The organism is Arenibaculum pallidiluteum, assembly GCF_017355985.1.
Classification (GTDB): domain Bacteria; phylum Pseudomonadota; class Alphaproteobacteria; order Azospirillales; family Azospirillaceae; genus Arenibaculum; species Arenibaculum pallidiluteum.
The window spans coordinates 1-25,163 of record NZ_JAFIQU010000014.1 but is presented as its reverse complement, the minus strand read 5'-3'; the positions used below and the strand labels follow the sequence as shown (position 1 = coordinate 25,163).

General features: G+C 71.3%; 24 protein-coding genes. 11 read left to right on the top strand and 13 right to left on the bottom strand.

From position 1 onward, the window contains the following. The first annotated feature begins 11 nt into the window (after window positions 1-11). Window positions 12-791 carry a siderophore ferric iron reductase gene (locus tag JUB13_RS22440; RefSeq protein WP_207482857.1) on the top strand — a complete coding sequence of 260 codons (780 nt, stop codon included), beginning with the start codon at window positions 12-14 and terminating at the stop codon, window positions 789-791. A gap of 44 nt (window positions 792-835) precedes the next feature. Here JUB13_RS22440 and JUB13_RS22435 read toward each other — a convergent pair whose 3' ends face one another. Then, window positions 836-1,537, bottom strand: coding sequence for a VIT1/CCC1 transporter family protein (locus JUB13_RS22435; RefSeq protein WP_207482855.1), 702 nt, complete (start codon window positions 1,535-1,537; stop codon window positions 836-838). Between the two features lie 169 nt (window positions 1,538-1,706). Here JUB13_RS22435 and JUB13_RS22430 point away from each other — a divergent pair, with 169 nt between their 5' ends. Continuing rightward, on the top strand, window positions 1,707-3,722 hold the full coding sequence (locus JUB13_RS22430; protein ID WP_207482853.1) for a methyl-accepting chemotaxis protein: 2,016 nt from the start codon (window positions 1,707-1,709) through the stop codon (window positions 3,720-3,722). 51 nt (window positions 3,723-3,773) lie between these two features. On the opposite strand, the gene JUB13_RS22425 is transcribed toward JUB13_RS22430, so the two are convergent. Continuing rightward, entirely contained in the window at window positions 3,774-4,184 is a 411-nt protein-coding gene (locus JUB13_RS22425) for a hypothetical protein (RefSeq protein ID WP_211115621.1), read from the bottom strand. Between the two features lie 121 nt (window positions 4,185-4,305). Here JUB13_RS22425 and JUB13_RS22420 point away from each other — a divergent pair, with 121 nt between their 5' ends. After that, window positions 4,306-4,521 carry a dodecin gene (locus JUB13_RS22420; RefSeq protein WP_207482851.1) on the top strand — a complete coding sequence of 72 codons (216 nt, stop codon included), beginning with the start codon at window positions 4,306-4,308 and terminating at the stop codon, window positions 4,519-4,521. 58 nt (window positions 4,522-4,579) lie between these two features. Here JUB13_RS22420 and JUB13_RS22415 read toward each other — a convergent pair whose 3' ends face one another. Continuing rightward, window positions 4,580-5,050, bottom strand: a complete 471-nt coding sequence (locus JUB13_RS22415) for an oxidoreductase (RefSeq protein ID WP_207482849.1) — start codon at window positions 5,048-5,050, stop codon at window positions 4,580-4,582. A 149-nt stretch (window positions 5,051-5,199) separates the two neighbouring features. Further along, window positions 5,200-5,691: an allophanate hydrolase-related protein gene (locus JUB13_RS32255; RefSeq protein ID WP_407928165.1), complete on the bottom strand. Its 492-nt coding sequence runs from the start codon at window positions 5,689-5,691 to the stop codon at window positions 5,200-5,202. Window positions 5,692-5,818: 127 nt separating this feature from the next. Between JUB13_RS32255 and JUB13_RS22410 the strand changes: the two genes are divergently transcribed. Genes JUB13_RS22410 through hpxZ form a run of 3 tightly spaced genes read left to right on the top strand, consistent with a single transcriptional unit; the run spans window position 5,819 to window position 7,832 of the window. After that, window positions 5,819-6,016, top strand: coding sequence for a DUF4089 domain-containing protein (locus tag JUB13_RS22410; RefSeq protein WP_207482847.1), 198 nt, complete (start codon window positions 5,819-5,821; stop codon window positions 6,014-6,016). Further along, on the top strand, window positions 6,013-7,425 hold the full coding sequence (locus JUB13_RS22405) for an AtzE family amidohydrolase (RefSeq protein WP_328702986.1): 1,413 nt from the start codon (window positions 6,013-6,015) through the stop codon (window positions 7,423-7,425). Before JUB13_RS22410 ends, JUB13_RS22405 begins: the two co-directional genes overlap by 4 nt. Before the next feature lie 11 nt (window positions 7,426-7,436). After that, window positions 7,437-7,832, top strand: coding sequence for an oxalurate catabolism protein HpxZ (gene hpxZ, locus JUB13_RS22400; protein ID WP_207482845.1), 396 nt, complete (start codon window positions 7,437-7,439; stop codon window positions 7,830-7,832). Window positions 7,833-7,889: 57 nt separating this feature from the next. On the opposite strand, the gene JUB13_RS22395 is transcribed toward hpxZ, so the two are convergent. The 5 genes from JUB13_RS22395 to JUB13_RS22375 form a co-directional block, all read right to left on the bottom strand. After that, window positions 7,890-8,570 carry a cysteine hydrolase family protein gene (locus JUB13_RS22395; RefSeq protein WP_207482843.1) on the bottom strand — a complete coding sequence of 227 codons (681 nt, stop codon included), beginning with the start codon at window positions 8,568-8,570 and terminating at the stop codon, window positions 7,890-7,892. A gap of 158 nt (window positions 8,571-8,728) precedes the next feature. Next, window positions 8,729-10,168, bottom strand: coding sequence for a sensor histidine kinase (locus JUB13_RS22390; RefSeq protein ID WP_207482841.1), 1,440 nt, complete (start codon window positions 10,166-10,168; stop codon window positions 8,729-8,731). After that, complete coding sequence (locus tag JUB13_RS22385; RefSeq protein ID WP_207482839.1) at window positions 10,161-10,835, bottom strand: winged helix-turn-helix domain-containing protein; 675 nt, start codon at window positions 10,833-10,835, stop codon at window positions 10,161-10,163. The genes JUB13_RS22390 and JUB13_RS22385 overlap by 8 nt, the downstream gene beginning before the upstream one ends. Before the next feature lie 116 nt (window positions 10,836-10,951). Continuing rightward, window positions 10,952-12,415 (bottom strand): Do family serine endopeptidase, encoded by a 1,464-nt coding sequence (locus tag JUB13_RS22380; RefSeq protein WP_207482837.1) that lies wholly within the window; start codon window positions 12,413-12,415, stop codon window positions 10,952-10,954. A 137-nt stretch (window positions 12,416-12,552) separates the two neighbouring features. Continuing rightward, window positions 12,553-14,316 carry an SLC13 family permease gene (locus JUB13_RS22375; RefSeq protein ID WP_207482835.1) on the bottom strand — a complete coding sequence of 588 codons (1,764 nt, stop codon included), beginning with the start codon at window positions 14,314-14,316 and terminating at the stop codon, window positions 12,553-12,555. Window positions 14,317-14,492: 176 nt separating this feature from the next. On the opposite strand from JUB13_RS22375, the gene JUB13_RS22370 reads away from it, so the two are divergent. Continuing rightward, window positions 14,493-14,996 (top strand): DUF533 domain-containing protein, encoded by a 504-nt coding sequence (locus JUB13_RS22370; RefSeq protein WP_207482833.1) that lies wholly within the window; start codon window positions 14,493-14,495, stop codon window positions 14,994-14,996. A gap of 21 nt (window positions 14,997-15,017) precedes the next feature. Here the strand turns inward: JUB13_RS22370 and JUB13_RS22365 are convergent, their stop codons facing one another. Continuing rightward, a complete protein-coding gene (locus tag JUB13_RS22365; RefSeq protein ID WP_236025147.1) occupies window positions 15,018-15,443 on the bottom strand; it encodes a CBS domain-containing protein in 426 nt (141 codons plus the stop codon). A 182-nt stretch (window positions 15,444-15,625) separates the two neighbouring features. Between JUB13_RS22365 and JUB13_RS22360 the strand changes: the two genes are divergently transcribed. Beyond that, on the top strand, window positions 15,626-19,363 hold the full coding sequence (locus JUB13_RS22360; RefSeq protein WP_207482831.1) for a PAS domain S-box protein: 3,738 nt from the start codon (window positions 15,626-15,628) through the stop codon (window positions 19,361-19,363). Between the two features lie 77 nt (window positions 19,364-19,440). Beyond that, on the top strand, window positions 19,441-19,812 hold the full coding sequence (locus tag JUB13_RS22355) for a response regulator (protein ID WP_207482829.1): 372 nt from the start codon (window positions 19,441-19,443) through the stop codon (window positions 19,810-19,812). A 52-nt stretch (window positions 19,813-19,864) separates the two neighbouring features. On the opposite strand, the gene glgX is transcribed toward JUB13_RS22355, so the two are convergent. After that, window positions 19,865-22,132: a glycogen debranching protein GlgX gene (gene glgX, locus JUB13_RS22350; RefSeq protein WP_236025146.1), complete on the bottom strand. Its 2,268-nt coding sequence runs from the start codon at window positions 22,130-22,132 to the stop codon at window positions 19,865-19,867. 82 nt (window positions 22,133-22,214) lie between these two features. Next, window positions 22,215-22,652: a hypothetical protein gene (locus JUB13_RS22345; RefSeq protein WP_207482825.1), complete on the bottom strand. Its 438-nt coding sequence runs from the start codon at window positions 22,650-22,652 to the stop codon at window positions 22,215-22,217. Window positions 22,653-22,787: 135 nt separating this feature from the next. Between JUB13_RS22345 and JUB13_RS22340 the strand changes: the two genes are divergently transcribed. Both JUB13_RS22340 and JUB13_RS22335 read left to right on the top strand, forming a co-directional pair. Then, entirely contained in the window at window positions 22,788-23,396 is a 609-nt protein-coding gene (locus JUB13_RS22340; RefSeq protein WP_207482823.1) for a TetR/AcrR family transcriptional regulator, read from the top strand. 162 nt (window positions 23,397-23,558) lie between these two features. Next, window positions 23,559-24,593, top strand: coding sequence for an NADP-dependent oxidoreductase (locus JUB13_RS22335; RefSeq protein WP_207482821.1), 1,035 nt, complete (start codon window positions 23,559-23,561; stop codon window positions 24,591-24,593). A gap of 151 nt (window positions 24,594-24,744) precedes the next feature. Here JUB13_RS22335 and JUB13_RS22330 read toward each other — a convergent pair. After that, window positions 24,745-25,163, bottom strand: a 419-nt coding sequence (locus JUB13_RS22330; protein ID WP_207482819.1) for a 2Fe-2S iron-sulfur cluster-binding protein, incomplete at its 5' end; no start/stop codon positions are given.

Sequence of the window (25,163 nt, the reverse complement as noted above, 5' to 3'; positions counted from 1 at the left end):
CGGCCCGCGGCATGCGTCCGAGGCACCGGGATGCCGATGAGGCGATCCTTCGCCTTCTCGCCGCGGCCGAGGCCATCCTTCCCGGCATGGTCGGCGAGATCGGCGGCCACCTGCCGGGCGGCGTGACCCGCGGCCGGTCGAACGCCACGGCGATCTCGGAGCTCGTCGACGCCATCAGGGCGCAGCATCCCGAGGCCGGGCGCGGCTACTGGGCTCTGCGGGCCTGGGGCATGCTGACATGGCAGCCGGCCCTCCTTGCGGTCCTCGCCGTCCACCGCGTCGGCATCGTCCCGCGCCTCGACGGGATCAGCCAGCGCATCCACGGCCCGAGCGTGATCGGCTACGCCCTGCCGGGCGGAGAGACCGTCTCCGGCCCGCCCGAGATGCTGATCGAGCAGGCGGGTGCCCATCTGCGCGTCCTGGCCGACGACCTGCTGGCGGAGCTCGACGCCGTCATCGGGGTCAAGCCCGTCCTGGCCCGCCGGCTGCTCGCGGACCGCCTGATGGCCATGCTGCCCCGGCTCGGCGAGGGCGGGGACGGCCTGGAGAACGACGAGATCCGGGTTCTCGCCGCGCTGTGGCTGGATGCGACGGGGCTCCGGGGCCAGAGCGGCCTGATGGCCATCACCCTGGGCGATGGACGCGAGCAGCTGACGCTGGACCGCAAGGCCTGCTGCCTCGAATACCGGCGGGACGGCGCCGGGCTTTGCGCGAGCTGCCCGCGCCAGTCCGATCCCGTGCGGATCCAGCGCATGCGCGACGACTGGGAGGCGCATCTGGGCGTGGGCTGAGGCGGAACGCCGGGTCACCCCCGCGCTCCACATCCGGCCGTGAGTTAGACCGCTCGCCCGACCAGCGTCCCGATCGCGGCCGTCAGCGCCATCGCCAGCGCGCCCCAGAAGGTCACGCGCAACGCGGCTCGTGGGACCGCGGCGCCGCCCGCCCGCGCCCCCACCGCGCCGAGCAGCGCGAGCGACGCCAGCGAGGCCAGCGCCACCGCGGGCGCCAGGGTCGCCATGGGCGCGAGCGCCGCGACCAGGAGCGGCAGGACGGCGCCGGCGGCGAAAGCTGCCGCCGAAGCCAGCGCCGCCTGAAGCGGGCGCGCCGCGGTAATTTCGGAGATCCCGAGCTCGTCCCGCGCATGGGCGCCGAGCGCGTCCTTCTCCATGAGCTGACGTGCGACCTCGCGGGCGAGGCCGGGATCGAGCCCGCGCCCGACATAGATCGCCGCAAGCTCGTCGCGCTCGAACTCGGCATCCTCGCTGAGCTCCCGGCGCTCGCGGGCGAGCTCCGCTCCCTCGGCATCCGCCTGCGAGCTGACGGAGACATATTCTCCCGCGGCCATGGACATGGCGCCCGCGACCATTCCCGCCACGCCCGCAACGAGGATGTCGCCGCGCACCGCCGTGGCGGCGGCGACGCCGAGGACCAGGCTCGCGGTCGAGACGATGCCGTCATTGGCCCCGAGCACGGCCGCCCGCAGCCAGCCGATCTGCCCGACCCGATGTCCTTCCGTGTGGCCCTGACGACGGGTCATGTCCCTCCTGCCGCCTCAGAGGAGCCCTGGTCCCGAACAGTCTAGCCGATGCGGAAGGCAGGGCTGCAGGTCCAACCCAGTTCCGGCATACAGTATTCTTCAAACTTTCGGCTGTAAGCTCGCTGCATCGCACCGTCCGGCTTCGGACGGCGCCGGAGAGGAGTTTGACATGATCCGCCTCAGCGACCTTCCCACCGGAACGAAGATCCTGGGTGGCTTCGGCGTGACGCTGGCATTCCTGGCCGGCCTCGGCGCGCTGTCGTGGAACGGCCTCGAGGAAAGCGGGGCCGCCTTGACGGACTTCTCCACGGAGTCCCGCGTCGCGATGCTGGCGGCCCAGGCGGAGGCCGGCATTTCCGGCGCCATGGCGTCGGCGCGCGAGTTCACCGCCACGGGCTCCCCGCGGGCGGTGGAGGCCTTCCGCGGCGAGATCGAGCGTTTCCGCACCCGGCGTGACGCGGCCCTGCAGGGCACGACGGACGAGGACATCCGGCGGCGCATCGCAGAAACGGGCGAGCTCGACCAGGCCTTCGTCGCTGGGTTCGAGCAGCTCGTCGCGATACAGGAGCGGCGCGACAGGCTGATCGCCGAGATCGTCAACACGCTCGGCGCCTCGCTGCGCCGGTCTCTCAGCGAAACGGTCCAGGCCGGCCGCCAGACGGGCGACATCGAGGGCACCGTTTCCCTTGCCGCGGCCAGCGAGCGCTTTCTGCTGGTGCGCGTCCTGGTTGCCCGCTTCGTGACCGAGCAGAAGGCAGAAGATCTCGCGCGGATCCGGGACGACCTGGCCGCGCTCCGCGAACAGCTCGGCAGCCTCGCGGGCGGCATCGCGGAGCCAGGGATCAAGGCCAGGCTGGACGGGGTCGTGCGCGGCCTCCCGGACTATGCGGCCGGGGTGGAGGAGATCGCGCGTCTGGGCGAGGAGCGGCGCAGGACGCTGGCCGAGGCTCTGGACGGCAACGGAAGAATGCTGGACAAGCATATCGCGGCGCTCGGCGCCAGCGCGGCGGCGCGTCAGGCCGCCCTGGCCGAGGGCGCCGCGGCGCGCACCGCCGCGGCGAAGCTCCTGGGCGGCTTGGTCTCGGCCCTGGCCGTCGCGACCAGCCTCGTGGTCGCATGGACGATCACCCGAGCCATCACCCGCCCGCTCGGCGCCATGACCGCAGCCATGGGACGCATCGCCGGGGGCGACCTGGACGTCGCCGTCCCCGCGGCCGGGCGGCGCGACGAGATCGGCGCCATGGCCCGGGCGCTCGGCGTCTTCAGGGACGCGATGCTCCGCAGCAGGGAGATGGAGCGCGAGGCCAAGGAGGCCGAGGCCCGCCTCGCGCAGGAGCGCCGCACCTCGCTGCTCGCCATGGCCGACCTGTTCGAGGCGAACGTGAAGTCGGTCGTCGAGACCGTGGCATCGGCTGCCACCGAGATGCAGGGCGCGGCAGGCGCCATGGCATCGACCGCCGAGGAGGCGAGCCGGCGTTCGGAGGCCGTCGCCGTGGCGTCCGAACGAACCTCCGCCAATGTGCAGACGGTGGCCGCAGCGACGGAGGAGCTGTCCTCCTCCATCGCCGAGATCGGGCGTCAGGTCGACGGATCGACCCGGATCGCGGGCCAGGCGGTGGACGAGGCCGAGCGGACGACACGCACCATCGGGACGCTGGTCGAGGCAGCCGGGCAGATCGGCGCCGTGATGGATCTGATCGGTACCATCGCCGGCCAGACGAACCTCCTGGCGCTGAATGCCACCATCGAGGCCGCGCGCGCCGGCGAGGCGGGCAAGGGCTTCGCCGTGGTCGCCTCCGAGGTGAAGGCGCTGGCCACCCAGACCGCCCGGGCGACCGGGGAGATCCGGTCCAAGGTCGCCGAGATCCAGTCCGCGACCGAGGGCGCCAAGGCCGCCATCGAGGGCATCGGCGCCACGATCCGCAGCATGGGCGCGATCACCGCGGCCATCGCCGCGGCGATCGAGCAGCAGAACGCCGCGACGGGCGACATCGCAGGAAACGTCGTCCGCGCGGCCCAGGACACCGAGGAGGTCTCCTCCCACATTGCGGGCGTCGACCGCGCCGTCCAGGAGACGGGCTCCGCCGCCTCACAGGTGCTCGCCACGGCCGGCGGCCTGGCCGCCGGCGCGGAGACCCTGCGCAGCGAGGTGACGCGCTTCCTCGCCACGGTGCGGGCCGCCTGAGGGGCGGGCCGGCCGCGCCGTGCCGGCCGTCGCCCCCATGTCCGGCCGTGCTCAGTCCCGGAGATAGCCGTGGCGCCGCGGGTCCGGCATGCGCAGGGACACGACGAAGGCGATGGCGCACATGGCGGTGACGTACCAGAAGAACGCCTCCTCCTGCCCCATGGAATTCAGCCACAGCGCCACGTACTCGGCGGTGCCGCCGAACAGCGCGTTGGCGATGGCATAGGCACGCCCGACGCCCAGGGCGCGCACCTCGGGCGGGAACAGCTCCGCCTTGATGAGGCCGCTGATCGAGGTGTAGAGGCTCACGATCACCAGCGCCGCCATGGCCAGGAGGAAGGTCGGGAACGGGCCGCCCCGCAGCGGCCGCCCTCCCGCGACCGGACGGCACGCCGCTTCAACACCCGATTGACGGAACCCGCGCATCGCAGCGCCCAAGGTCCAGGCATTCAGGCAGCGCATGGCCTGTCCCGGCGCCACGGCCGCAAAGGGGGCGCGGCGGTGCAGGCGCCCGCGCGGGCCTGTTGTGGCAGGGAGGCGCCCGGCAGCGGGCCGGCGCTCCGCCCTTCAGGGAGGAAACGCGATGTCCGATCACATCTACAAGGTCGTCCAGCTCGTCGGGTCGTCGACCGTGGGCGTCGACGATGCCGTGCGGAACGCGATCGGCCGGGCCAGCCAGACCTTGAAGAACCTGCGCTGGTTCCGCGTCACCGACGTGCGCGGAAACATCGAGGGTGGGGCCGTCTCCCACTACCAGGTCACGCTGGAGGTCGGCTTCACCCTCGAGGACAGCCGGTAGGACGGGTCCGGGCCGGGCGGCGCTCCACCGGAATGCCGACCGGCCGGCGGGCCCGCGCTCAGCGGACCTCGATGCGGGCGACCTGCCACACCGCGCGGGCGTAGTAGAGCTCCTGGCGGAGCTCGGGATGGCCGTCGAAGGGGTACATCACGAAGAGCGGCCCCTTGTCCCTGATCGGGATGAGTTGGCCGTCGATGCGCGTCGCCAGCACGACGCCGTAGCGCAGCGCGTCCTCGACCGGGATCTCGGAGGCGTAGTCGTTCAGGGCCGTGACTATCACCGTCTGTCCGGCACGGACGCTCGGCCCCAGCACGTCCCGGAGCAGCGGCCCGGTATACCGCCGGGCCTGGGCGTGCCACGGCGTCGTCGTCGCGATTGCCGACTGCGGCAGCGCGTCCAGCGCCTGCAGGTCCAGGTCCGCCAAGGGTCGCCCGGGCACGGCGACTGAGAGGAGCGATTCCGCCGCGATGACGCTTGCAGGGCCGAGGGACCATGCGATCGCGATCATCATCAGGATGATGCGGATCATCGTTCGAACTCCGGTCAGGCGAAGAAAGGATCGACGGCTCATGCAACCTGCCCCGGCGGGCGCGGGTCTTTCAATGGAAAGACCTGTCCCGCGCGGCCCATTTCCCGCAATCATTAGACAGAAGAATTATAACTAAAGGCTTAAGTTGCCTATCTATCCGGAAGATGTGTACGGCCAGCTATCCGCACGGTGAGCGGTGCGCGGTGACCGGTCCGACTTGACCTTCGGCGGCACGGGCTCAGCGCCCGAGGCTGGCCACGTAGCTGCGCCAGCCCCCACGGGCCGAGATGTCCTCCGCGCCCGCGGCGCCCGCCGCCCGCGAGCTCGACGCTCCCGAAGGCGAGCGGGAAAGGGATCCTGGCCAGGAAGGCGGCGACGCCGGCCGATGGGATCTCCCAGACCTCGGCGTCGATGGCCGCGCCACCCTCGCGGACGCGCACCAGCCCCGGACACGGCGGTTCGCCGGGCAGGCAGTAGAGACGGTAGACCGGCGCGGTACGCACCGGTCCCGCGAGCCGCGCGCCTAGCGCCGGCTGCGCCGCGATGCGCCCCCGCCGTGCGGTCCGCGGGCGGCGTGCACGCTGATCGCCGGGTGTGCGTCCGGGCGCCGATCGGCGCCTAGTTGCACAAGAATCGGTCATCCGGCCGCGTCGCCGCGGCGGTCCCGCCGCACGGCGCCGCGGCGTGGCGGCCCGTCGCCGCTCTGGCACGGCGCTTGCGGAAGATCGGGCCGAGACCTGCCCCGCAGGAACCATTCCGAGAGTCCTGATGACCGATTTCGACCCCCACCGGTACATGGATGCGGCCGCACCGGCGCTCGGGCTGGAGATCCGGCCGGAGTGGCGCGCGGGCGTCGCCGGCTTCCTTGCGGTGGCAGCCTCCATGGCGCGCCTTGTCGAGGGTGCGGGCCCAGACCGTCTCGCCGAAGCTGCTCCCGTCTTCCGCCCGGGCAGGCCGACGCCGTGAGCGCGCAGGCAAAGGGGCCGCAGGCCATCCCGGATTCCGCCGCCGCGATCGCCCGCGCCGTGGCGTCGGGCGAGATTTCCGCCCGGGCCGTCGCCCTGGCCGCGCTGGAGCGCATCGCCGCCCACGACCCGCAGATCGGCGCCTTCACCGACGTGACGGCCGGGCGCGCTCTGGCCGAGGCCGACGCTGTGGACCGCGCGCTCGCCGAAGGGCGGAGGCCGGGGCCGCTGGCGGGCGTGCCCTATGCCGTGAAGAACCTCTTCGACGTGGCGGGGCTGCGCAGCTTGGCCGGCTCCGCGATCAACCGCGACCTGCCGCCTGCCGGGGCCGACGCCGCCCTGGTGGCGCGCATGAAGGCGGCCGGCGCGGTCCTGCTGGGCGGGCTGAACATGGGTGAATACGCCTACGACTTCACCGGCGAGAACTTCCACTACGGCCCTTCGCGCAATCCGCACGACCCGACGCGCATGACCGGCGGCTCGTCCGGCGGGTCCGGCGCGGCGGTCGCGGCCGGCTTCGCTCCGATCGCGCTGGGATCGGACACCAACGGGTCCATCCGCGTGCCCGCGGCGCTGTGCGGGGTCTTCGGCCTCAAGCCGACCTACGGGCGCCTGCCACGGACGGGGACCTTTCCCTTCTGCGACAGCCTCGACCATCTCGGACCGCTGGGCCGCACGGCGGAGGACCTGGCGCTCTGCTACGACGCGCTGCAGGGACCTGACGCGCATGACCCTGCCTGCGCCGGCCGCCCGGTCGAGCCTGCGCTGGCCGAGCTGGCCAAGGGCACGGGCGGGCTGCGCGTGGCCGTCGCAGGCGGCTTCTTCCGCCGGACCGCCCAGCCCGAGGCGCTGGCCGCGCTCGACCGCGTCGCGGCCACGCTCGGCGTCGAACGGGAGATCGCCCTGCCCGAGGTCGAGCGCGCCCGCGCCTCCGCCTTCCTGATCACCAATGCCGAGGGCAGCGCGCTGCATCTCGATCGGCTGCGCCGGCGCGCAGCCGACTTCGACCCGGCGACGCGCGACCGGTTCCTCGCCGGCGCCATGATCCCCGCCGCCTGGACCGTCCAGGCCCAGCGCTTCCGCCGCTGGTTCCACGACCGGATGCTGGAGCTCTTCCGCGAGGTCGACCTGATCCTGGCGCCGGCCACGCCCTGCGCCGCCCCCGCGATCGGCCAGACGACCATGATGCTGGACGGGGCCGAGGTTCCGGTGCGGCCGAATCTGGGCCTGTTCACCCAACCCTTCTCCTTCGTCGGCCTGCCTGTCGCCGTGGTGCCGGTGCGCGGCCCCGGGCGCCTGCCGCTGGGCGTCCAGGTCGTCGCCGCGCCCTGGCGCGAGGATCTGTGCCTGCGCGCCGCCGCGGCGCTCGAGGCCGCCGGCTTCGCGGCAGCACCCCCGGCTATGCAATAGGAAAGGCCGCCATGCACGACACGACCATCCAGGATCCGGCGGTCAACATCCCGGAGGTGCTGGCAGAGGTCACCGCGCTGTTCGAGCGCTACGAGCGCGCACTGGTCGGCAACGACCTCGCGACGCTCGACGCGCTGTTCTGGGACAGCCCGCTTGTGCTGCGCTACGGCGCGGGCGAGAACCTCTACGGGATCGACGCGATCCGCGCCTTCCGCGCGGAGCGGCCGGCGGGCGACCTGGCACGCGACCTCACGCGGACGGTGATCACCACCTTCGGCCGCGATTTCGCCACCGCCAATACGGAGTTCCGGCGCCGGAACTCGGGCCGGACGGGGCGTCAGAGCCAGACCTGGGTCCGGCTGCCCCAGGGCTGGCGCATCGTGGCCGCCCATGTCAGCCTTATCTGACCCGGCCAGCCGGCCGTTCGCGGGCACCGGAGCCCACCCGGACGGGAGAAGGCGGCCTCAGCCGTCCTCGTCGGGCCGCAGCGCGGCCGCGACCTGCTCGCTGGTGGCGGTCCAGCCGACGATGGCGCCCTGGGCCCGCACCATGGCGAGGGTGGCGGCCTTGAACTCCGGGAAGTAGCTCTCGGTCGCGTCCTCGGCCAGCAGGCATTCGTATCCGCGGTCGTTGGCCTCGCGCATGGTGGTCTGCACGCAGACCTCGGTGGTCACGCCGGCGATCACCAGATGGCTGATCGCGAAGCCCTTCAGCACGTCCTGCAGGCGCGTCGCGTAGAAGGCGCCCTTCCCGGGCTTGTCGATCACGGTCTCGCCCGGCAGGGGCGCCAGCGCCGGGACGATGTCGTTGCCGGGCTCGCCCGCGATCAGGATCCGGCCCATGGGACCGAGATCCCCGATTCTGAGCGCCGCTGCGCCGCGCATGCGCTTCGCCGGCGGGCAGTCGGCAAGGTCCGGTCGGTGCGCCTCGCGGGTGTGGATGATGGGCATGCGGGCTTCGCGGAAGGCCGCCAGCAGCCGCGCGACCGACGGGATCGCCGGCTGCAGGCGCGAGACGTCGTTGCCGAGCGCCTCTCCGAAGCCGCCGGGCTCGACGAAGTCGCGCTGCATGTCGATCACCAGCAGCGCGGTGCGGTGGCGCGGGAACCGGTACGGGAAGGGCAGGGCACCGGCGATCTCGGGCATCGTCGTCTCCAGCGTCGGCAGTCTCGACCGCGTGGCTCGGCCGCGTGCCGAAGGACAGTGCAAGCGGCGCGCCAGCCGCCTGATGCCCTGGCGCGCCCGATCCGGCGGCTGGCACGGCGGTCCAAGGCGCGGGCAGGAACTGTCAGAGCGCCCAATTTTCAGGCAGGCGTCGCCGCTCCGTCGGCCGTCCCGTGGACGGCCCCGTCGACCGCCGCAACGGGAAAGCGCAGCGTGGCGACCAGCCCCGGCTGCGCATCGCCGAGCTCGAGCGCGGCGCCGTGCAGGCGGGCGACCGCATCCACCAGGGAGAGGCCGAGACCGTTGCCGGGGGCGCTGCGGCTTCCCTCCAGCCGGACGAAGCGGCGCAGAACGCGGACGCGCTCCTCCTCGGGGATGCCTTGGCCGGTGTCGGCGACCGTCAGCACGGCGTCGCCCGGCCGCTCCCCGGGCCCCGTGCGGATGCTGACGGTGCCGCCGGGCGGCGTGTACTTGACGGCGTTGTCGACGAGGTTCGCCAGCGCCTGGGCGACGAGCTGGCGATGGCCGCGGACGGTGGCGGGCCTCAGCTCCGCCGCGATGCGCAGGCCGGCCTGCTCGGCCAGCGGCTCGTAGAGCTCGGCCACCTCCCGGGCCAGGGCGGCCAGATCGAAGGGCGCGAACTCGGTCTGCTGGTGCCCGGCCTCCACCTCGGCGATGGCGAGCAGCGCCTGGAAGGTGCCCAGAAGGCCCTCGGCCTCCTCCAGTGCGTCCTCGAGCGCGACACGCGCTGGGTCCGACGCCTCCACCTCCATGAGCCCGAGCTCCAGCCGCGAGCGCAAGCGGTTCAGCGGCGTGCGCAGGTCGTGCGCGACCCCTTCGGCCACGTGGCGCATCTCGCCCATCAGCGCCTCGATGCGGTCCAGCATCGCGTTCAGGTTGGCGGCCACCTGGTCGATCTCATCCCCCGAGCCCGACAGGGCCAGCCGCTGGTCCAGCTCGCCGGCCATGATGCGGGCGGCCGTCCGCCTGACCCCGTCGATCCGGCGCAGGACCCGCCTGCCCAGCAGGACGCCGCCCGCCGTGCCCAGGCCAAGGGTCAGCGCGAAGGCCCAGAGCACCGATTCGGCGAAGCGGTCGACGAAACGCTGGCGCTCGCGCAGGTCGCGTCCGACCAGCAGCCGATGGCCCTCGGGCAGCAGGAAGATGCGTGCGCGGGCCGGATGGGCCGTCGCCTCGTCCGGCGCGGTCTCCTCGGGCGGGGCGTCGTAGAGGGGAAAGGCGATCCAGCCCTCGCGGTCGGGCGCGGCGGCGGGCCAAGCCGAAAGGTTGCCGGCCAGTGGCCGTCCGAAGGGATCGGTCAGCAGGTAGAGCGAGCTCGTGCGCTGGCGCGCGCTGCGCCCCCGCAGCACCTGGGCGAGCCCGGCGACGCCGCGCTGGCGGTACTGCTCGCGCAGGCCGTCGATCTCGGCGGCGATGGTCTCGTCGGTCTGCGCGTCCAGCGTGCCCGCGGTCGCGTAGTAGACGGCTCCCAGCGCCACCGCCACCGTCGCGAAGAGCAGCGCCGCATAGATCAGCGCGACCCGGAACGCCGTCGTGCGGAGCAGCCGCCGGTCAATCACGCAGGCAGTACCCGACGCCGCGGATCGTGTGGATCAGCGGCTTTGCGAAGTCGCGGTCGACCTTCTGGCGCAGCCGCGCCACATGCACGTCGATCACGTTGGTCTGGGGGTCGAAGTTGTAGTCCCAGACCTTCTCCAGCAGCATGGTGCGCGTCACGGGGCTGCCGGCATGGCGCATCAGGAACTCGAGGAGCTGGAATTCCCGTGGCAGCAGGTCGATCGGCCGTCCGTCGCGCCGCACCGTCCGCTTGACCAGGTCCATCTCCAGCCCGCCGACCTCGAGCCGGGTCTGCACCGCCGGCGTCGCGGCGGCCCGCCGGGCCAGGGCCTCGACCCTGGCGATCAGCTCGGAGAAGGCGAAGGGCTTCACGAGATAGTCGTCGCCCCCCGCCCGCAGGCCGCGAACGCGGTCGTCGACCCCGCCCAGCGCGCTTAGGAACAGCACCGGGGTCTGGTTCCCGGTGCTGCGCAGCACCTCGACCAGCGACAGCCCGTCGCGGCCGGGCAGCATGCGGTCGACGATCAGCACGTCGTAGTTCTCGGCGGCGGCCAGGAACAGGCCCTCCTTGCCGTCGGCCGCATGGTCCACGGAATGCCCGCTCTCGCGCAGGCCCTTGACCAGATATGCGGCGGCCCGCCGGTCGTCCTCGATGACGAGTATCCTCATGGCCGCCCTCCTGTACACCGCGGCGGGCCCGGCGTCAGGCCCCCCGCGCGGACCCCGGCCCCGATCGCCGCCCGGATCGCAGCGGGGCACCCCGTCCGGCCCGCCCGGATCCATGGTCACGACCGCGCGACGTCGAGCGCCACGTACCGGTCCGTTCCGTCCCGGTGGATGCGCAGCAGCACCGACTTCCGGCTGGCCTTGCGCGCCTCGTCGACGGCCTTCGCCACGTCCTTCGGCGCGCTGACGGCATGGCCGCCCGCGGCGGTGATCACGTCGCCGGCCCGGACCTTGTCGCCGACGCGGTCCTCGGTCCCGGTCACCAGCACGCCGTTCACGCCATCGGGCAAGTCTATCTGGCGCCGGGTGCGCGAATCCAGCGGCGCCAGTGCAAGGCCCAGGCGTCCGGCCTGGCCGTGCGCCTGCCCCTCGGCGGCGACCAGCTCGGGGCCGCCCGGCATGCGCCCGGGCGTCACCTCGACGGTCAGGGTCCGGCCGTCGCGCAGCACCGTCAGCGGGATCTCGCTGCCGCTCCTGGCATCGGCGACGCCGCGGGTGACGTCGCGCACGCTTTCGACCGGGCGGCCGGAGACGGCTGTGATCACGTCGCCGGGCTGAAGCCGGGCCTTGGCCGCCGGCCCGTCATCCACCACGTCGGCGATCAGCGCGCCCTTCAGCCCGGGGCTGCCGAGCCCCTCGGCGATGTCGGGGGTCACCGGCTGGATCTGCACGCCGATCCAGCCGCGCTCCACGGTGCCGGTCTCGCGCAGCTGAGCGACAACCGACTTGGCGAGGTTGGCGGGAATCGCGAAGCCGATGCCGACCGATCCGCCCGAGGGCGAGAAGATCGCCGTGTTGATGCCGATCACCCCGCCCTGGAGATCGAAGGCGGGCCCGCCGGAGTTGCCGCGGTTGATGGCCGCGTCGATCTGCAGGAAGTCGTCGTAGGGGCCGGCCCCGATGTCCCGGGCGCGGGCCGAGACGATGCCCGCGGTGGCCGTGCCGCCGAGCCCGAAGGGATTGCCCACGGCCAGCACCGCATCGCCCACCCGCACGGCGTCGCTGTCGGCGAACTCCACATGGGGCAGCGGGCGCTCGGCCTCGACCTTGAGGAGGGCGACATCGGTCTTGGGGTCGGTGCCGACGAGCTTGGCGGGCAGGGTGGTGCCGTCCTGGAAGGTGACGGAGATGGCGTCGGCCTCGTCGATCACATGGTTGTTGGTGACGACGTATCCCGCGGGGTCGATCACGAAGCCGGAGCCCAGGGCCTCGCTCCGGCGCGGCTGCGCCCCCTCGGGGATGGCCCAGTCGGGGAAACCCTCGGGCAGCATCTCGCGCGGGATCGGAAGGCGCATGGCGCGCCGCCCGCTGGGCGCCGAATGCTCGGCCGAGATGCTGACGACGGCGGGCATGACCTGCTCGACGAGGTCGCCGAAGCCGCCGGTTCGCTCGATGACGGCGGCCGGGACCGCAGCCTGGGACGGCGTCGCGGCTGGCCCGGCGCCGAGGCCGGCGAGCAGGCCGGTGACGAGGACGAGGGCCGTGGTGCCGGCGAGGCGGCGCGCGAAGGGACCTTTCTTCATGGTCGGGCTTCCCGGTGGTGAAGGGATGATGGCCCGATAATGCCGGCGCGCACCCTGCGCCGTCGTTGCACCGGCATTACAGATCGTTCATCCGGCAGGGCGTCCCGGGACCGTCCCGGACGGCCCTCCCGCCGGCCCTACAGCGGCCAGACCATCACGATCAACCAGGTCCCGAGCGCCAGGATCAGGAGCGACAGCGGCACGCCGAGACGCGGATAGTCCGAGAAGCGGTAGCCGCCGGGCGCCATCACCAGGGTGTTGCACTGGTGTCCGATGGGCGTCAGGAAATCGCTGCCCGCGCCCACAGCGACCGCCATCAGGAAGGGATCGGGGTTCAGGCCGAGCTGCTGGGCGAGGCTCGCGCCGATCGGCGCCATCACGAGCACCGTCGCGGCATTGTTCAGGAACGGAGTGACGGCCATAGCGGCGGCCATGATCAGCGTCACGCAGGCGATGGCCGGCAGGCCGCGGGCGGCGTCGGCCAGCAGCCCGGCGATGACCTCGGTCCCGCCCGTGCTCTCCAGCGTGCCGCTCACCGGGATCAGGGCGGCCAGCAGGATCAGGATCGGCCATTCCACCGCGTTGTAGGCCTCCTCGACCGTCAGGACGCCGGAGACGACCATGGCCGTCGCCGCGGTCAGGAAGGTGATCGCCAGCGGCAGGACCTGGAAGGCCAGCGCCGCCATGGCAAGGGCCAGGATCGCGATGGGGACCCAGGCCGGCCGCCGACGCCCGAGCTGAAGCTGCCGGCCCGCCAGCGGCAGGATCCCGGCCTCGGCCAGGGCGTCGGGAAAGCGGCTCTCGGGAAGCTGGAGGAGGAGGAGGTCTCCTTCCTGCAGCACCACGTGCTGCAGGCGCCGCGCGACCTGCTCGCCGCGCCGGCTGATCGCCAGGAGGCTGAGGCCGAAGCGCCGCCGCAGGTTCAGGTGGCGCGCCGACTGCCCGACCAGCGGCGAGCTGCGCTCGACGACCGCCTCGACGATCAGCCTCTCGCCGGCATCCGGCTCGGGCACCGACCCCACGGGCTCCAGCCGGGCGCCCCGCACCATCCGCTGCAGCGCCGGGGCGTCGCCCTGGAGCACCAGCACGTCATCGGCCAGCAGCGTCCAGTGGGCATCCGGCACGTAGCGGCGGAAGCGCTCCCGAATCAGGCCCACGACCCGCGCCTCTCCCTCGGACAGCGCCTCGATCTCGTCGATCCTCCGCCCGACGAAGGGGGAGACCTCGGGCAGCAGCATCTCGCTGGTGTAGTCCTCGACCGCGAAGGTCTCCTCGGGCGCGCGGGCGGCGATCCTGTCGCTGGGCAGCAGCCGCCAAGCGACGGTCAGAAGCAGCATTCCCGCCACCGTGATGCCGAGCCCGACCGGCAGGTAGTCGAACATCGTGAAGGGCTCACCGACGATCTCCCCTCGGACGCGCGCGACGATGATGTTCGGCGAGGTCCCGACCAGCGTCATCAGGCCGCCCATGAGCGAGGCGAAGGCCATGGGCATCAGCACCTTGTGGGCCCCGGTCCTGTGCCGGCGCGCGAGCTGCATGGCGATGGGAAGGAAGATCGCGAGCGCCCCGATGTTCTTCATCAGCGCGGACATGACGGCGACCGCGCCGCCCAGGAGCGCGATCTGCCGGCCAGGCGTGCTGAGATAAGGGGTCATGGGGCGCACCAGCGCGTCGATCACCCCGGAGCGCGCGATCCCGGCGCTGACGATCAGCGCCGAGGCGATGATGATCACGATGTCGTCGGCGAAACCCGTGAAGGCCTCCTTGGCGGGAACCAGCCCCGTGAAGACGCCGGCGAGCAGGGCGAGCACCGCAACGACGTCGTACCGGATCCTGTCCCAGATCAGCAGCGCTACCACGGCTGCCACGAGCGAGAAGGCCAGGGTCTGTTCCAGGGTCATCGACATGTCCGGGTAAGGCCGGTGAAATAGGCAAGGCGATAACCCCGCCGTTCCCCAGCCGTTCCGAACGCGTCGCGGCGCGGTTCCCGCGATCGGCAAAAGGATGGTCCGCACGGGATCCCAGGCCGGTTCCGGCCGTTCCACTCGGACCGAAGATCGGCAGAACCGGAATCGCGATGACGCAGCAGCCGCAGGACCAGCCGCACGGAACCCGTCTCGGCCATGCCGAGGCGCTGCACCGGATCCTGGCCTCCAAGGTCCTGCAGGGGCATCTGCAGAACCGCCACCAGCTCCTGGACCCGCCGCCCTCGGACCTCCGGGACCTTTCCGCCGAGGACGCCACGCTGCTGATCCGGGCCATGATCGCGGCGGCGCACGCCAACGGCGACCTGGACGAGCAGGAGCGGAGGCGCATCTCGGGGGTCCTCTCCACGACCGTCCTGGACGCCGATGTGCGGTCCGTGCTCGAGCGTGCGATGACGGAGCCCGTCTCGCTGGAGCTGCTGCTGCGCCAGGTCGGATCGCCGTGGATGGCCTCGCGCTTCTACGCCGTGTCCCTGGCCGCGGTGGACAAGGAAAGCGCGGTCAACCGCGCCTACCTGAACTACCTTGCCCTGCGGCTGGGACTGCCGGCCGATCTGGTCGTCCGGCTGAACCGGCGGATGGGGCTGCGGCGGTGAGGGGCGGTGTGGCCGTCGTCCTCAGCCCGCGGTCGCGCTCAGCTCGCTGAGGGCGTCCCGCACCGCGCCCGTCTCCAGGAGCATGCGGCGCGCGATGTCCGAGAGCGTCACCCACCCGACCACCTCGCCGGTCTCGGCGACCACGGGCAGCCGGCGCACGTGGTACGAAGCCATGATGTCCATGGCGGTCTCCAGCGTGTCCGTCGGGCGGCAGGTGAAGATGGTCGAGGACATCACGTCCCGGACGCGGACGCCGCTGCTGTCCCGGCCCTCGGCCACGATCCGGAACAGGATATCGCGGTCCGTGACGATCCCCTGCAGGTCGTCGGGCGTTCCCACCGGCAGGGCGGCGACGTCCAGCTCGCCCATCAACACCGCCGCGTCCTGGACGGTCGCGTCGGGTCCGATGAACTCGATCGCCTGGGCCATGATCTCGGAGACCTGCATCGCAAGCCATCCCCCTCCTCGAAGCTGCGGCTGAAACACGCCTGGCGCCGCGCCGTTCCGCACGGGCGGGACGGCAGATACGGGCGCGGAAGGAGCCGGAAGGCAGGAACAAGCCTCCCTGCCCGATGTTGGTAGCCGCGGGGAGCGGCCCGGGGTTCGTGTCGCCACGGGGGAGCTCAGCAATGCCGGAACACAGCTTTTCTGCCCCGGCCAAGGACGGGGGATCCGGCGGTCCCGAGGCGTTGCCTGGTCCGCACGGCCCCGATCCGCAGGCCCCGGCGGCCGAGGCCGAGAAGCGCCGGCGCACGGCGTTGCTGAACGCCGTCGGCTACGCCCTCTACAGCGTGGATACCGAGGGCCGCTGCACTTTCATCAACGCGGCCGGGCTGAAGATCCTGGGCTACGAGCTGGACGAGGTGCTCGGCCGCAACATGCACGACCTCATCCATCACACCCGGCCCGGGGGCGCGCCCTATCCCGAGGCGGAATGCCCGCTCGTGGCCAGCGTCAGGGACTGCCGGTCCGTCACCCTCGACAGCGAGACTCTGTGGCGCAGGGACGGAACCTCCTTCATCGCGGAATACTCGGCCTATCCCCTGATCGAGGACGGGGTTCCGGCCGGTGGCGTGGTCACGTTCCAGGACGTCTCTCAGGCCCGGCAGGCCAGGCGCCGGCTGACGGTCCAGATCGCGGTGAGCCGCGTCCTGGCCGAGGCTGCCGAGCCCGAGGTTGCCGTGCGCCGGACGCTCGCGGCGATCGGGTCAGGGTTCGGCTGGTCCGTCGGCACGTTCTGGACCATCGACGAGCAGCGCGACGTGCTGCGCAGCGCCGGGGACTGGGTCCAGTCGGACATCGACGCGAGTGCCTTCGTGGAGGAGACGCGGCGGCTGGGCCTTGCGCGGGGCGAGGGGCTGCCGGGGCGCGTCTGGGAGGCAGGCGAGCCGCTCTGGATCGAGGACATCGCCGGGGATTCCGGCTTCGTGCGGCGCGCGGCGGCCGCGCAAGGCGCGCTGAAGGCAGCCATCGCTTTCCCGGTGAAGGTCGGGGCGCGGACCCTCGGGGTGATCGAGTTCCTCCGCGGGCACGCGCCGAGGCCGGACGAGGGCCTCGTCGAGACCGTGGCGACTCTCGGGCACCAGATCGGCCAGTATCTCCGCCGGAGCTGGACGGAATCGGCCCTGCACGAGGCCGAGGCCCTGAAGGGTGCGATCGTCGAGGCGGCCCTCGACTGCATCATCACGATCACGCAAGACAGCCGGATCGTCGAATGGAACCCGGTGGCCGAGCGCACCTTCGGCCGTTCCCGCCAGGATGTGCTGGGCAAGGACCTGGCCGATCTGATCATCCCGCCGGAATACCGCGAGGCGCACCGTGACGGCATGCGCCGCTATCTCGCGACGGGCGAGGGCGCGATCCTCGGGACGCGCATCGAGGTCGAGGCGCTTCGGGCCGACGGCAGCCGTTTCCCGGTCGAGCTCGCCATCAGCCCGATCGATGTCGGCGGACGCCTGCACTTCACGGCCTACCTGCAGGACATCACCGAGCGACGCGAGGCGGAGGCGGCGCTGCGCGCCAGCGAGGAGCGGTTCCGCGCGCTCGCGGACAACATCCCGCAGCTCGCCTGGATGGCCGACCGCAGCGGCGCCATCAACTGGTACAACCAGCGCTGGTTCGACTATACCGGGACGCGGTTCGAGGAGATGCGCGGCTGGGGATGGCGCCAGGTCCACCATCCCGACCATGTCGACGGGGTCGTCGCGCGGCTCCAGCGGTGCTTCGCGGCCGGCGAGCCCTGGGAGGACACCTTCCCGCTCCGCGGCCGCGACGGCAGCTACCGCTGGTTCCTCTCTCGCGCGGTGCCGATCCGCGACCAATCCGGCCGGATCGTCCGGTGGTTCGGGACCAACACCGACATCACCGAGCAGCGCGACATAGAGATCCGGGCCGCCGAGGCGGAGCGCCGTCTGCAGATCGCCCTGCAGATCGGCCGCATCGGGAGCTGGTCCTGGGATCTCGACAGCGGCGAGGTGCAGGTCGATGACAGATTGTCGGAGATCTTCGACCTGCCGAGCGACGTGCCCATCACGGTGCAGGAGTTCTTCGCGCGCATCCATCCCGACGACACGGCCCATGCCATGGGGGTGGTCGAGCAGGCGCGCAGGGAGTTCGGCGAATACGATATCGAGTTCCGCATCCGCGCGCGGACGGGCGAGATCCGGTGGGCGGTGGCACGCGGCGCCGTCGAACGGCAAAGGGCGGGGCGGGGCCTGCGCATGATCGGCGTCACCTGGGACGTGACCGAGCGCAAGCGCTTCGAGGAGGAGCTGGCAGCCGCCAAGGAGGCGGCCGAGGAGGCGAACCACGCGAAGAGCCAGTTCATCGCGAATATGAGCCACGAGCTCCGCACGCCGCTCAGCGCAGTGATCGGCTACAGCGAGATGCTCGAGGAGGAGGCCGAGGATCTCGGCGCCGAGACGATGCTCGAGGACCTCCGCAAGATCGGCAGCAACGCGCGGCACCTGCTGTCGCTGATCAACGACGTCCTCGACATCTCGAAGATCGAGGCCGGCAAGATGGAGGTGCACGTCGAGGAGTTCGATGTCGGCTCGCTGGTCTCGGAAGCGGCGCAGACCGTCCAGGCGCTGGTCGAGAAGAAGGCCAACCGGCTGGAGCTGCGATGCGCCGCAGGGCTGGGCACCATGCATTCGGACATGGTCAAGGTCCGGCAATGCCTGCTGAACCTGCTGAGCAACGCGTCCAAGTTCACCGAGGGCGGGACCATCACCCTGAGCGCCTCGCGCAGCACGGCGCCCGAGGGCGACTGGCTGGAGTTCAGCGTCGCCGACACCGGCATCGGCATGACGCCCGAGCAGCAGGCCCGGCTGTTCCAGCGCTTCACCCAGGCCGACAGCTCGACCACGCGCCGCTTCGGCGGAACGGGGCTCGGCCTGTCGATCACCAAGGCCTTCTGCACCATGCTCGGGGGCGACGTCTCGGTGGAGAGCCACCAGGACCGGGGAACCACCTTCACGCTCCGGCTGCCCGCCGACATCGATGCCGCGCGCGCTGGAGCGAGGGAGGATGCCGAGGCTCTGGCCAGCGGCACCGGCGCGGGTGAGCAGGAGACGGGCGGGGCCGAGGATCTCGTCCTTGTCATCGACGACGACGAGGCGACGCGGGAGCTGCTGACGCGCTTCCTGCGGCGCGAGGGCTTCGGCGTGCGGACGGCCCAGGACGGCCCGACGGGGCTGCGGCTCGCACGCGAGCTGGCGCCGAGCGCGATCCTTCTGGACGTCATGATGCCGCGCGTGGACGGCTGGGCGGTCCTGTCGGAGCTGAAGGCCGATCCCGACCTCGCCGAGATCCCGGTGATCATGGTGACCATGACCCACGACCGGGCACTGGCCCGTTCCCTGGGGGCGGCGGATTTCCTGACGAAGCCGATCCAGTGGCCGCGCCTGAAGCGCCTGATCGAGCGCTACCGCAGCACGCACGGCTCGGCACTGGTGGTGGAGGGCGCCGAGACTACGCGTGCCGAGCTGCGCACGCTGCTCGAAGGCGAGGGCTGGTCGGTGGTGGAGGCCGCGGACGGGCCGTCGGCGCTCGAGAGGCTCGATGCCGCCCGGCCCGACCTGATCCTGATGGACCTGCACATTCCGGGCGCCAACGGCTTCGCTCTGATCCAGGAGATCAGGAAACGGCAGGAATGGCGCGCGATCCCGGTGATCGCCCTGGCCAGCCACCAGGTGACGGCCGAAGAGCGGCGGCGCCTGCGCGGGCAGGTGCGCCAGATCGTCGGGACCGGCGACGCCGCCGAGGCCGAGCTGGTTGCCGAGCTGCGCCGGATCGCGCGCGCAAAGGCAGGGGCGGCGGGGCGGCGCGGGAGCGTCTCGGGCGCCGGGGAAAGCGCTCCGGTCTGAGAATTACAGGGCCCGGTCCGGGAGCCTGCCTCCCTGCGGCTGTTGGCCCGTCTCCGTGGAAGGAAAGGGCGCGTGAGATGGCGAAGATCCTGCTGGTCGAGGATCACGAGGAGATCTGGGACTTCCTGTCCCGCCGGCTGAAGCGCCGGGGCCATGACGTCGTGCTCGCCTTCGACGGCAGGGACGGGGTCGAGAAGGTGCGTAGCGAGCGGCCCGACGTGGTGCTTCTCGACATGAACCTTCCGGTGATGGACGGCTGGACCGCGGCCCGCACCCTGAAGGCCGAGGAGGTCACGGCCTCCGTCCCCATCATCGCGCTGACGGCCCATGCCATGTCGGGGGACCGGCAGAAGGCGATCGATGCCGGCTGCGACGACTACCACCCGAAGCCGATCGATTTCTCGAAGCTGCTGACCCAGATCGACGCGGCCATCGGGCGCGCGGCGTGAAGGACGCGCGGCGGAGCCCCCGCGATCCGGGGGCCCCGCCGCCGCGGGGCTCTCAGCTTGCCTCGGGATCCTCGGCGGCGTCCTCCTTGTTCGTCCCCGGCACGAAGAGAGGCGTCTCGGCGATGCCGCGCAGGATGGACCGGGCGCGCCGGATGATCCCCTTCGGGGTCTCGGGCTTCAGGGCGAAGAGCAGCAGCGCGCGCCCGGTGACCTCGTAGCCGTGCTGGAATTCGAAGGGCTGCGGCTCCTCGAGATCGGGCTGGTTGGTGTCGATCAGCAGCTCCCAGCGTGCCCCGCCGACGACCTCGGGCAGCGTGAAGCGCACCACGTCGTGGTGGCTGTTGAAGACGATCAGCAGGGTGGCGTCCTCCGCCGGCTTCTTGACGCCCGAGGCCTGGGCGCGCCCGTCGAACATCACCCCCATGCAGCGGGCGTTCGGGTCCTGCCAGTGCTCCTCGCCCATCTCCGTGCCGTCAGGGGTGAGCCAGGTCACGTCCTTGACGCCGAGATCGTCGCTCTGCGCACCGGTGAAGAAGCGGCTGCGGTGCAGGACGGGAAAGCTCTGCCGCAGGGCGATGAGCCGCCGGACGAAGGTGATGAGGCTGAGCCCGTCCTCGTCGATGCCCTCCCAGTCGAGCCAGTTGATCTCGTTGTCCTGGCAGTAGGCGTTGTTGTTGCCCCCCTGCGTGCGGCCGAGCTCGTCGCCGGCCAGCAGCATGGGCGTGCCCTGGGAGAGCAGCAGCGTCGCCAGCATGTTCCGCTTCTGGCGCTCGCGCAGCGCCTTGATCTCGGGGTCGTCGGTCGGCCCCTCGGTGCCGTGGTTCCAGGACTTGTTGTCGCTGTGCCCGTCGCGGTTGTCCTCGCCATTGGCCTCGTTGTGCTTGTCGTTGTACGAGACCAGGTCATGCAGCGTGAACCCGTCATGGGCCGTGATGAAGTTCACCGAGGCCCAAGGCTTGCGGCCCCGGCGGTTGAAAGCCTCGGCCGAGGCCGTCACGCGCGCCGCGAGGCCCGGAAGCTGGCCCTCGTCGCCCTTCCAGTAGGAGCGCACCGTGTCGCGGAAGCTGTCGTTCCATTCGGCCCAGCCCGGCGAGAAGCCGCCGACCTGGTAGCCGCCGGGCCCGATGTCCCAGGGCTCGGCGATCAGCTTCACGCGCGAGAGCACCGGGTCCTGGCGGACGCTGTCGAGGAAGCCGCCGCTCTCGTCGAAGCCGTAGGCCTCGCGCGCCAGGATCGTCGCGAGGTCGAAGCGGAAGCCGTCGACCTGCATCTCGGTCGCCCAGTAGCGCAGCGAGTCGTTGATCAGCTGCGTGACGCGCCCGTGCCGCGCGTCGAGCGTGTTCCCGGTTCCGGTGTCGTTGATGTAGTAGCGTCGGTTGTCCGGCAGCAGCTTGTAGTAGGTGAGATTGTCGATGCCCTTGAACGAGAGCGTCGGCCCCCGCTCGTTGCCCTCGGCCGTGTGGTTGTAGACGACGTCCAGGATCACCTCGATTCCGGCATCGTGCAGCCGGGAGATCATCTCCTTGAACTCGCTGATCTTGCCGGAGTGGGAATAGCGCGGGTCGGGAGCGAAGAAGCCGAGCGTGTTGTATCCCCAGTAGTTCCGGAGCCCCTTCTCCAGCAGGTAGTTGTCGTCCACGAAGGCGTGGATCGGCAGCAACTCGACCGAGGTGACCCCGAGCGCCTTGAGGTATTCGATGATCGCGGGCTGGGCCATGCCGGCGTAGGAGCCGCGCATGCGCTCGGGAACGCCGGGATGGCGCTGCGTGAAGCCCTTCACATGGGTCTCGTAGAAGATCGTCCGCTCCCAGGGCACCGCCGGCTTGCGGGCGCCGCGGCCCCAGGTGAATGCGGGATCGATGACGCGCCCCTTGGGCATGAAGGGCGCGCTGTCGCGCTCGTCGAAGGACAGGTCCTCGGCGGGATCGCCGATCGTGTATCCGAACAGCGCCTCGTTCCAGGTCAGGCCGCCGACGATCGCCTTGGCATAGGGGTCGAGCAGCAGCTTGTTGGGATTGAAGCGATGGCCCGCCTCGGGCTCGTAGGGGCCGTGGACCCTGTAGCCGTACACGGTTCCCGGCCGCGCGTCCGGGAGGTACCCGTGCCAGACCTCGTCCGTGTACTCGGGCAGCTCGATGCGCTCGATCTCGCGCGTCCCGTCGGGACTGAAGAGGCACAGCTCCACCTTCGTCGCATAGGCGGAGAAGAGCGCGAAATTAACCCCGAGCCCGTCCCAGGTGGCCCCGAAGGGGAAGGGAAGCCCCTCCGTCAGGCGCGGCTGGCTCAGAACAGAGGGTGCGGAAACGGGTCCGGCGGCCAAGGGGCGCTCCATGGTACATGGGGTGATGGGCGTCCAGGCGACGCTCCCCACCGCAACAAGGTCGCGCTTTCGCGGTTCCGACTCAGCGCGAAGGAGGGCGCTGCCCGTAGGGATAGCACGAGGTGTGGAAGCTGACCCCGAGATGGGCAGCCAGGATCCGGTAGTCGGGCTCGTAGCGCGGGAAGGGGGTGGCATTGGCGGCCCCGACCCCGATCTGGATCCGGCCGCGCGCCGTCATGGCCGTGGAGACGGGGTCCGCGTTCCGGTCCCTGAGCGAGAAGAACCGCGCCTCGCCCAACTCGCCCGGCGGCGCACGCCGGCGGTCCATCGCGGCCTGCTGGAAGTACTTCGCCACCGCATGGCCCATGCGGTAGCCCTCCCAATCGGCGGTGGCCTGGTCGATCAGCTCGACCCAGTAGCGCCCTTGCGTCGTCGACAGGAACATCCGCTGCCTCGCTCCGTCACGGAATCCTCCGGCCCCGGCCAGATGGACCAGCCCGGGGAAGCCAGCTTCCCGCATGCCAGATTCTGCCAGGACTGTGTCAGCATGGAGATCGGTGCCGGTCCTCTCGAACGCCATACCCGGGATCTCGGCAGGCAATCCACGCCAGGGAGTGCTAGACGACCGGTCTAATACTGGCTACGATCCACTGCCATGAACCCGATCCACGCAACCGACGTCCGCCAGCACATCCTTGATGTCGCAAGGCCGCTGCTGCTGCAGAAGGGCTTCACCGCGGTCGGGCTGACGGAACTCCTGGCGGCGGCGCGGGTACCCAAAGGCTCATTCTATCACTACTTCGGTTCCAAGGAGGCCTTCGGCGAGGCTGTGCTGGAGGCCTACTTCACCGAATATCTGGCGCGGATGGACGCGCTGCTGGCGCAGCCGGGCACGGCCGCGCAGCGGCTGGTCCGCTACTTCGCCGACTGGCTCGACTCTCAGACAGCCGACGCGGCGCAGAGCCGCTGCCTCGCGGTCAAGCTTGGCGCGGAGGTCTGCGATCTGCATGACAGCATGCGCGCTGTCCTGGAGCGCGGCACGCGCGGCGTGATCGAACGCCTCGCGCGCTGCATCGAAGCCGGGAGGGCTGAAGGCTCTCTCCCGAAGATGCAGGACGCGCAGGATGCGCAGGACGTCGCGACCCTGCTCTACCAGACCTGGATCGGTTCCAGCCTCCTGGCCAAGATCTCCCGCAACCGCGCGCCTCTGGACACTGCAATGGCCGGAACGCGGCAGGTGCTGGGCCTGACGAAGGACGCCTGAGGCGGGGAGATGCCAATGCAGTCCCGCCACTTTCCGTGCCCAAGCTCTAGACGACCGGTCTACTCCCGAGTCTCGGTCTTCCCGTCCTGTCGCCCGATCCCGTCAGCCGGCGCGCGAAGCCGATCCAGCCGACCCTCTTCTCTCATCCCCAGGAGCAGGTCCATGCCGCAAAGCGACTCCTTCAACCGCCGCATTGTCCTCGCCGCGCGGCCGCGTGGCCTGCCGACCGCGGCGGACTTTCGTCTCGAGGAAACGGCCCTTCCCATCCTGGGCGAAGGGCAGGTGCTGCTGCGCACGCTGTACCTTTCGCTCGACCCCTATATGCGCGAGCTGATGAACGAGATCGGGCCCGCCTATGCACCATCGGTGCAGCTGGGTGCGCCGATGGCCGGCGGCACGGTCAACCGTATCGTCGCCTCCAAGCACCCGCGCTTTCGTGCCGGCACTTTGGTGCTCGGCAGCGCTGGCTGGCAGGATTATGCGGTGTCCAATGGCACGGACCTCGTCCCGCTCGGCGAGATGGCGCAGCCTTCGCAGGCCCTGGGCGTGCTCGGCATGCCCGCATTCACCGCCTATGTCGGCCTGGTCGATATCGGCCGGCCCGCACCTGGCGAGACCGTGGTCGTGGCTGCGGCGGCCGGCGCCGTCGGTGCCGTGGTCGGTCAGATCGCCAAGCTCATGGGTGCACGGGTGGTCGGCATTGCCGGCGGCGCCGAGAAGTGCCGCCACGTCGTCGAAGAGCTCGGTTTCGATGTCTGTCTCGACCGGCGCGATCCGCAGCTGGCGCAGCGGCTCGCCGCCGCCTGTCCGGACGGCATCGACGTCTATTTCGAGAATGTCGGGGGCGCGGTGTTCGATGCGGTGCTTCCACTGCTCAACATCGGCGCGCGCGTACCCGTGTGCGGCGTGATCGCGCATTACAACGACCTCGCTCCGCCGCCGGGTCCGGACCGTTTGCCGAAAACGATGTCCACGGTGCTGCAGAAGCGCATCCGCATGCAGGGCTTCATCATTCTCGACCACTATGCCGATCGTTTCGAGGCCTTCAGCCGCGATATGGGCGATTGGGTCTCCACCGGCCGGGTGAAGCAGCGCGAGGACGTAGTCGACGGGCTGGAGAACGCGCCGGCCGCCTTCACAGGCCTGCTCGAAGGGCGCAATTTCGGCAAGCTCGTGGTGCGCGTCGCGGACTCATGACGCGCCGGTCCCGTGCGGCCTCGGCATGCCGGCGGAGTGGAGGCCGCGGCGCGGCGTTCCACTCCATGGCGCTGCGTGATTCGCAGGTTCCAGTGCCGAGTCGCACCAGGGATCGAAGGCGTCGTGCGCCTCGATCCAGCCGGCGCATGGGTCAGTCCATGCGGTCTGCGGTGTCGATGGTGACGGCGCCGCGGACGGCGCGGGAGACGCAGGTGCACATGTGCTGGTTGGCGGCCTTCTGCCGCTCCGAGAAGAAGACGTCGCGGTGGTCGATCTCGCCCTCGACCTCCAGGATGCGCACCGCGCACAGCCCGCACTCGCCGCGTCGGCAGTCGTAGATCATCTCGACCCCGGCCGCCTCCAGCGCCTCCAGCATGCTCTGGTTGCGCGGCACCTCGACCTCCCGGCCCAGGCGCGGAATGCACACCCGGAACGCCTCCGCGGCGTGGCGCCCGCTGCTCCCGAAGGTCTCGAAGCGCAGCCCGTCCACCGGCCGCCCGCTGTCCTGCCAGGCCCGCCGCGCCGCCTCCAGCAGCCCGATCGGGCCGCACACGTACAGCTCGCCCCCGG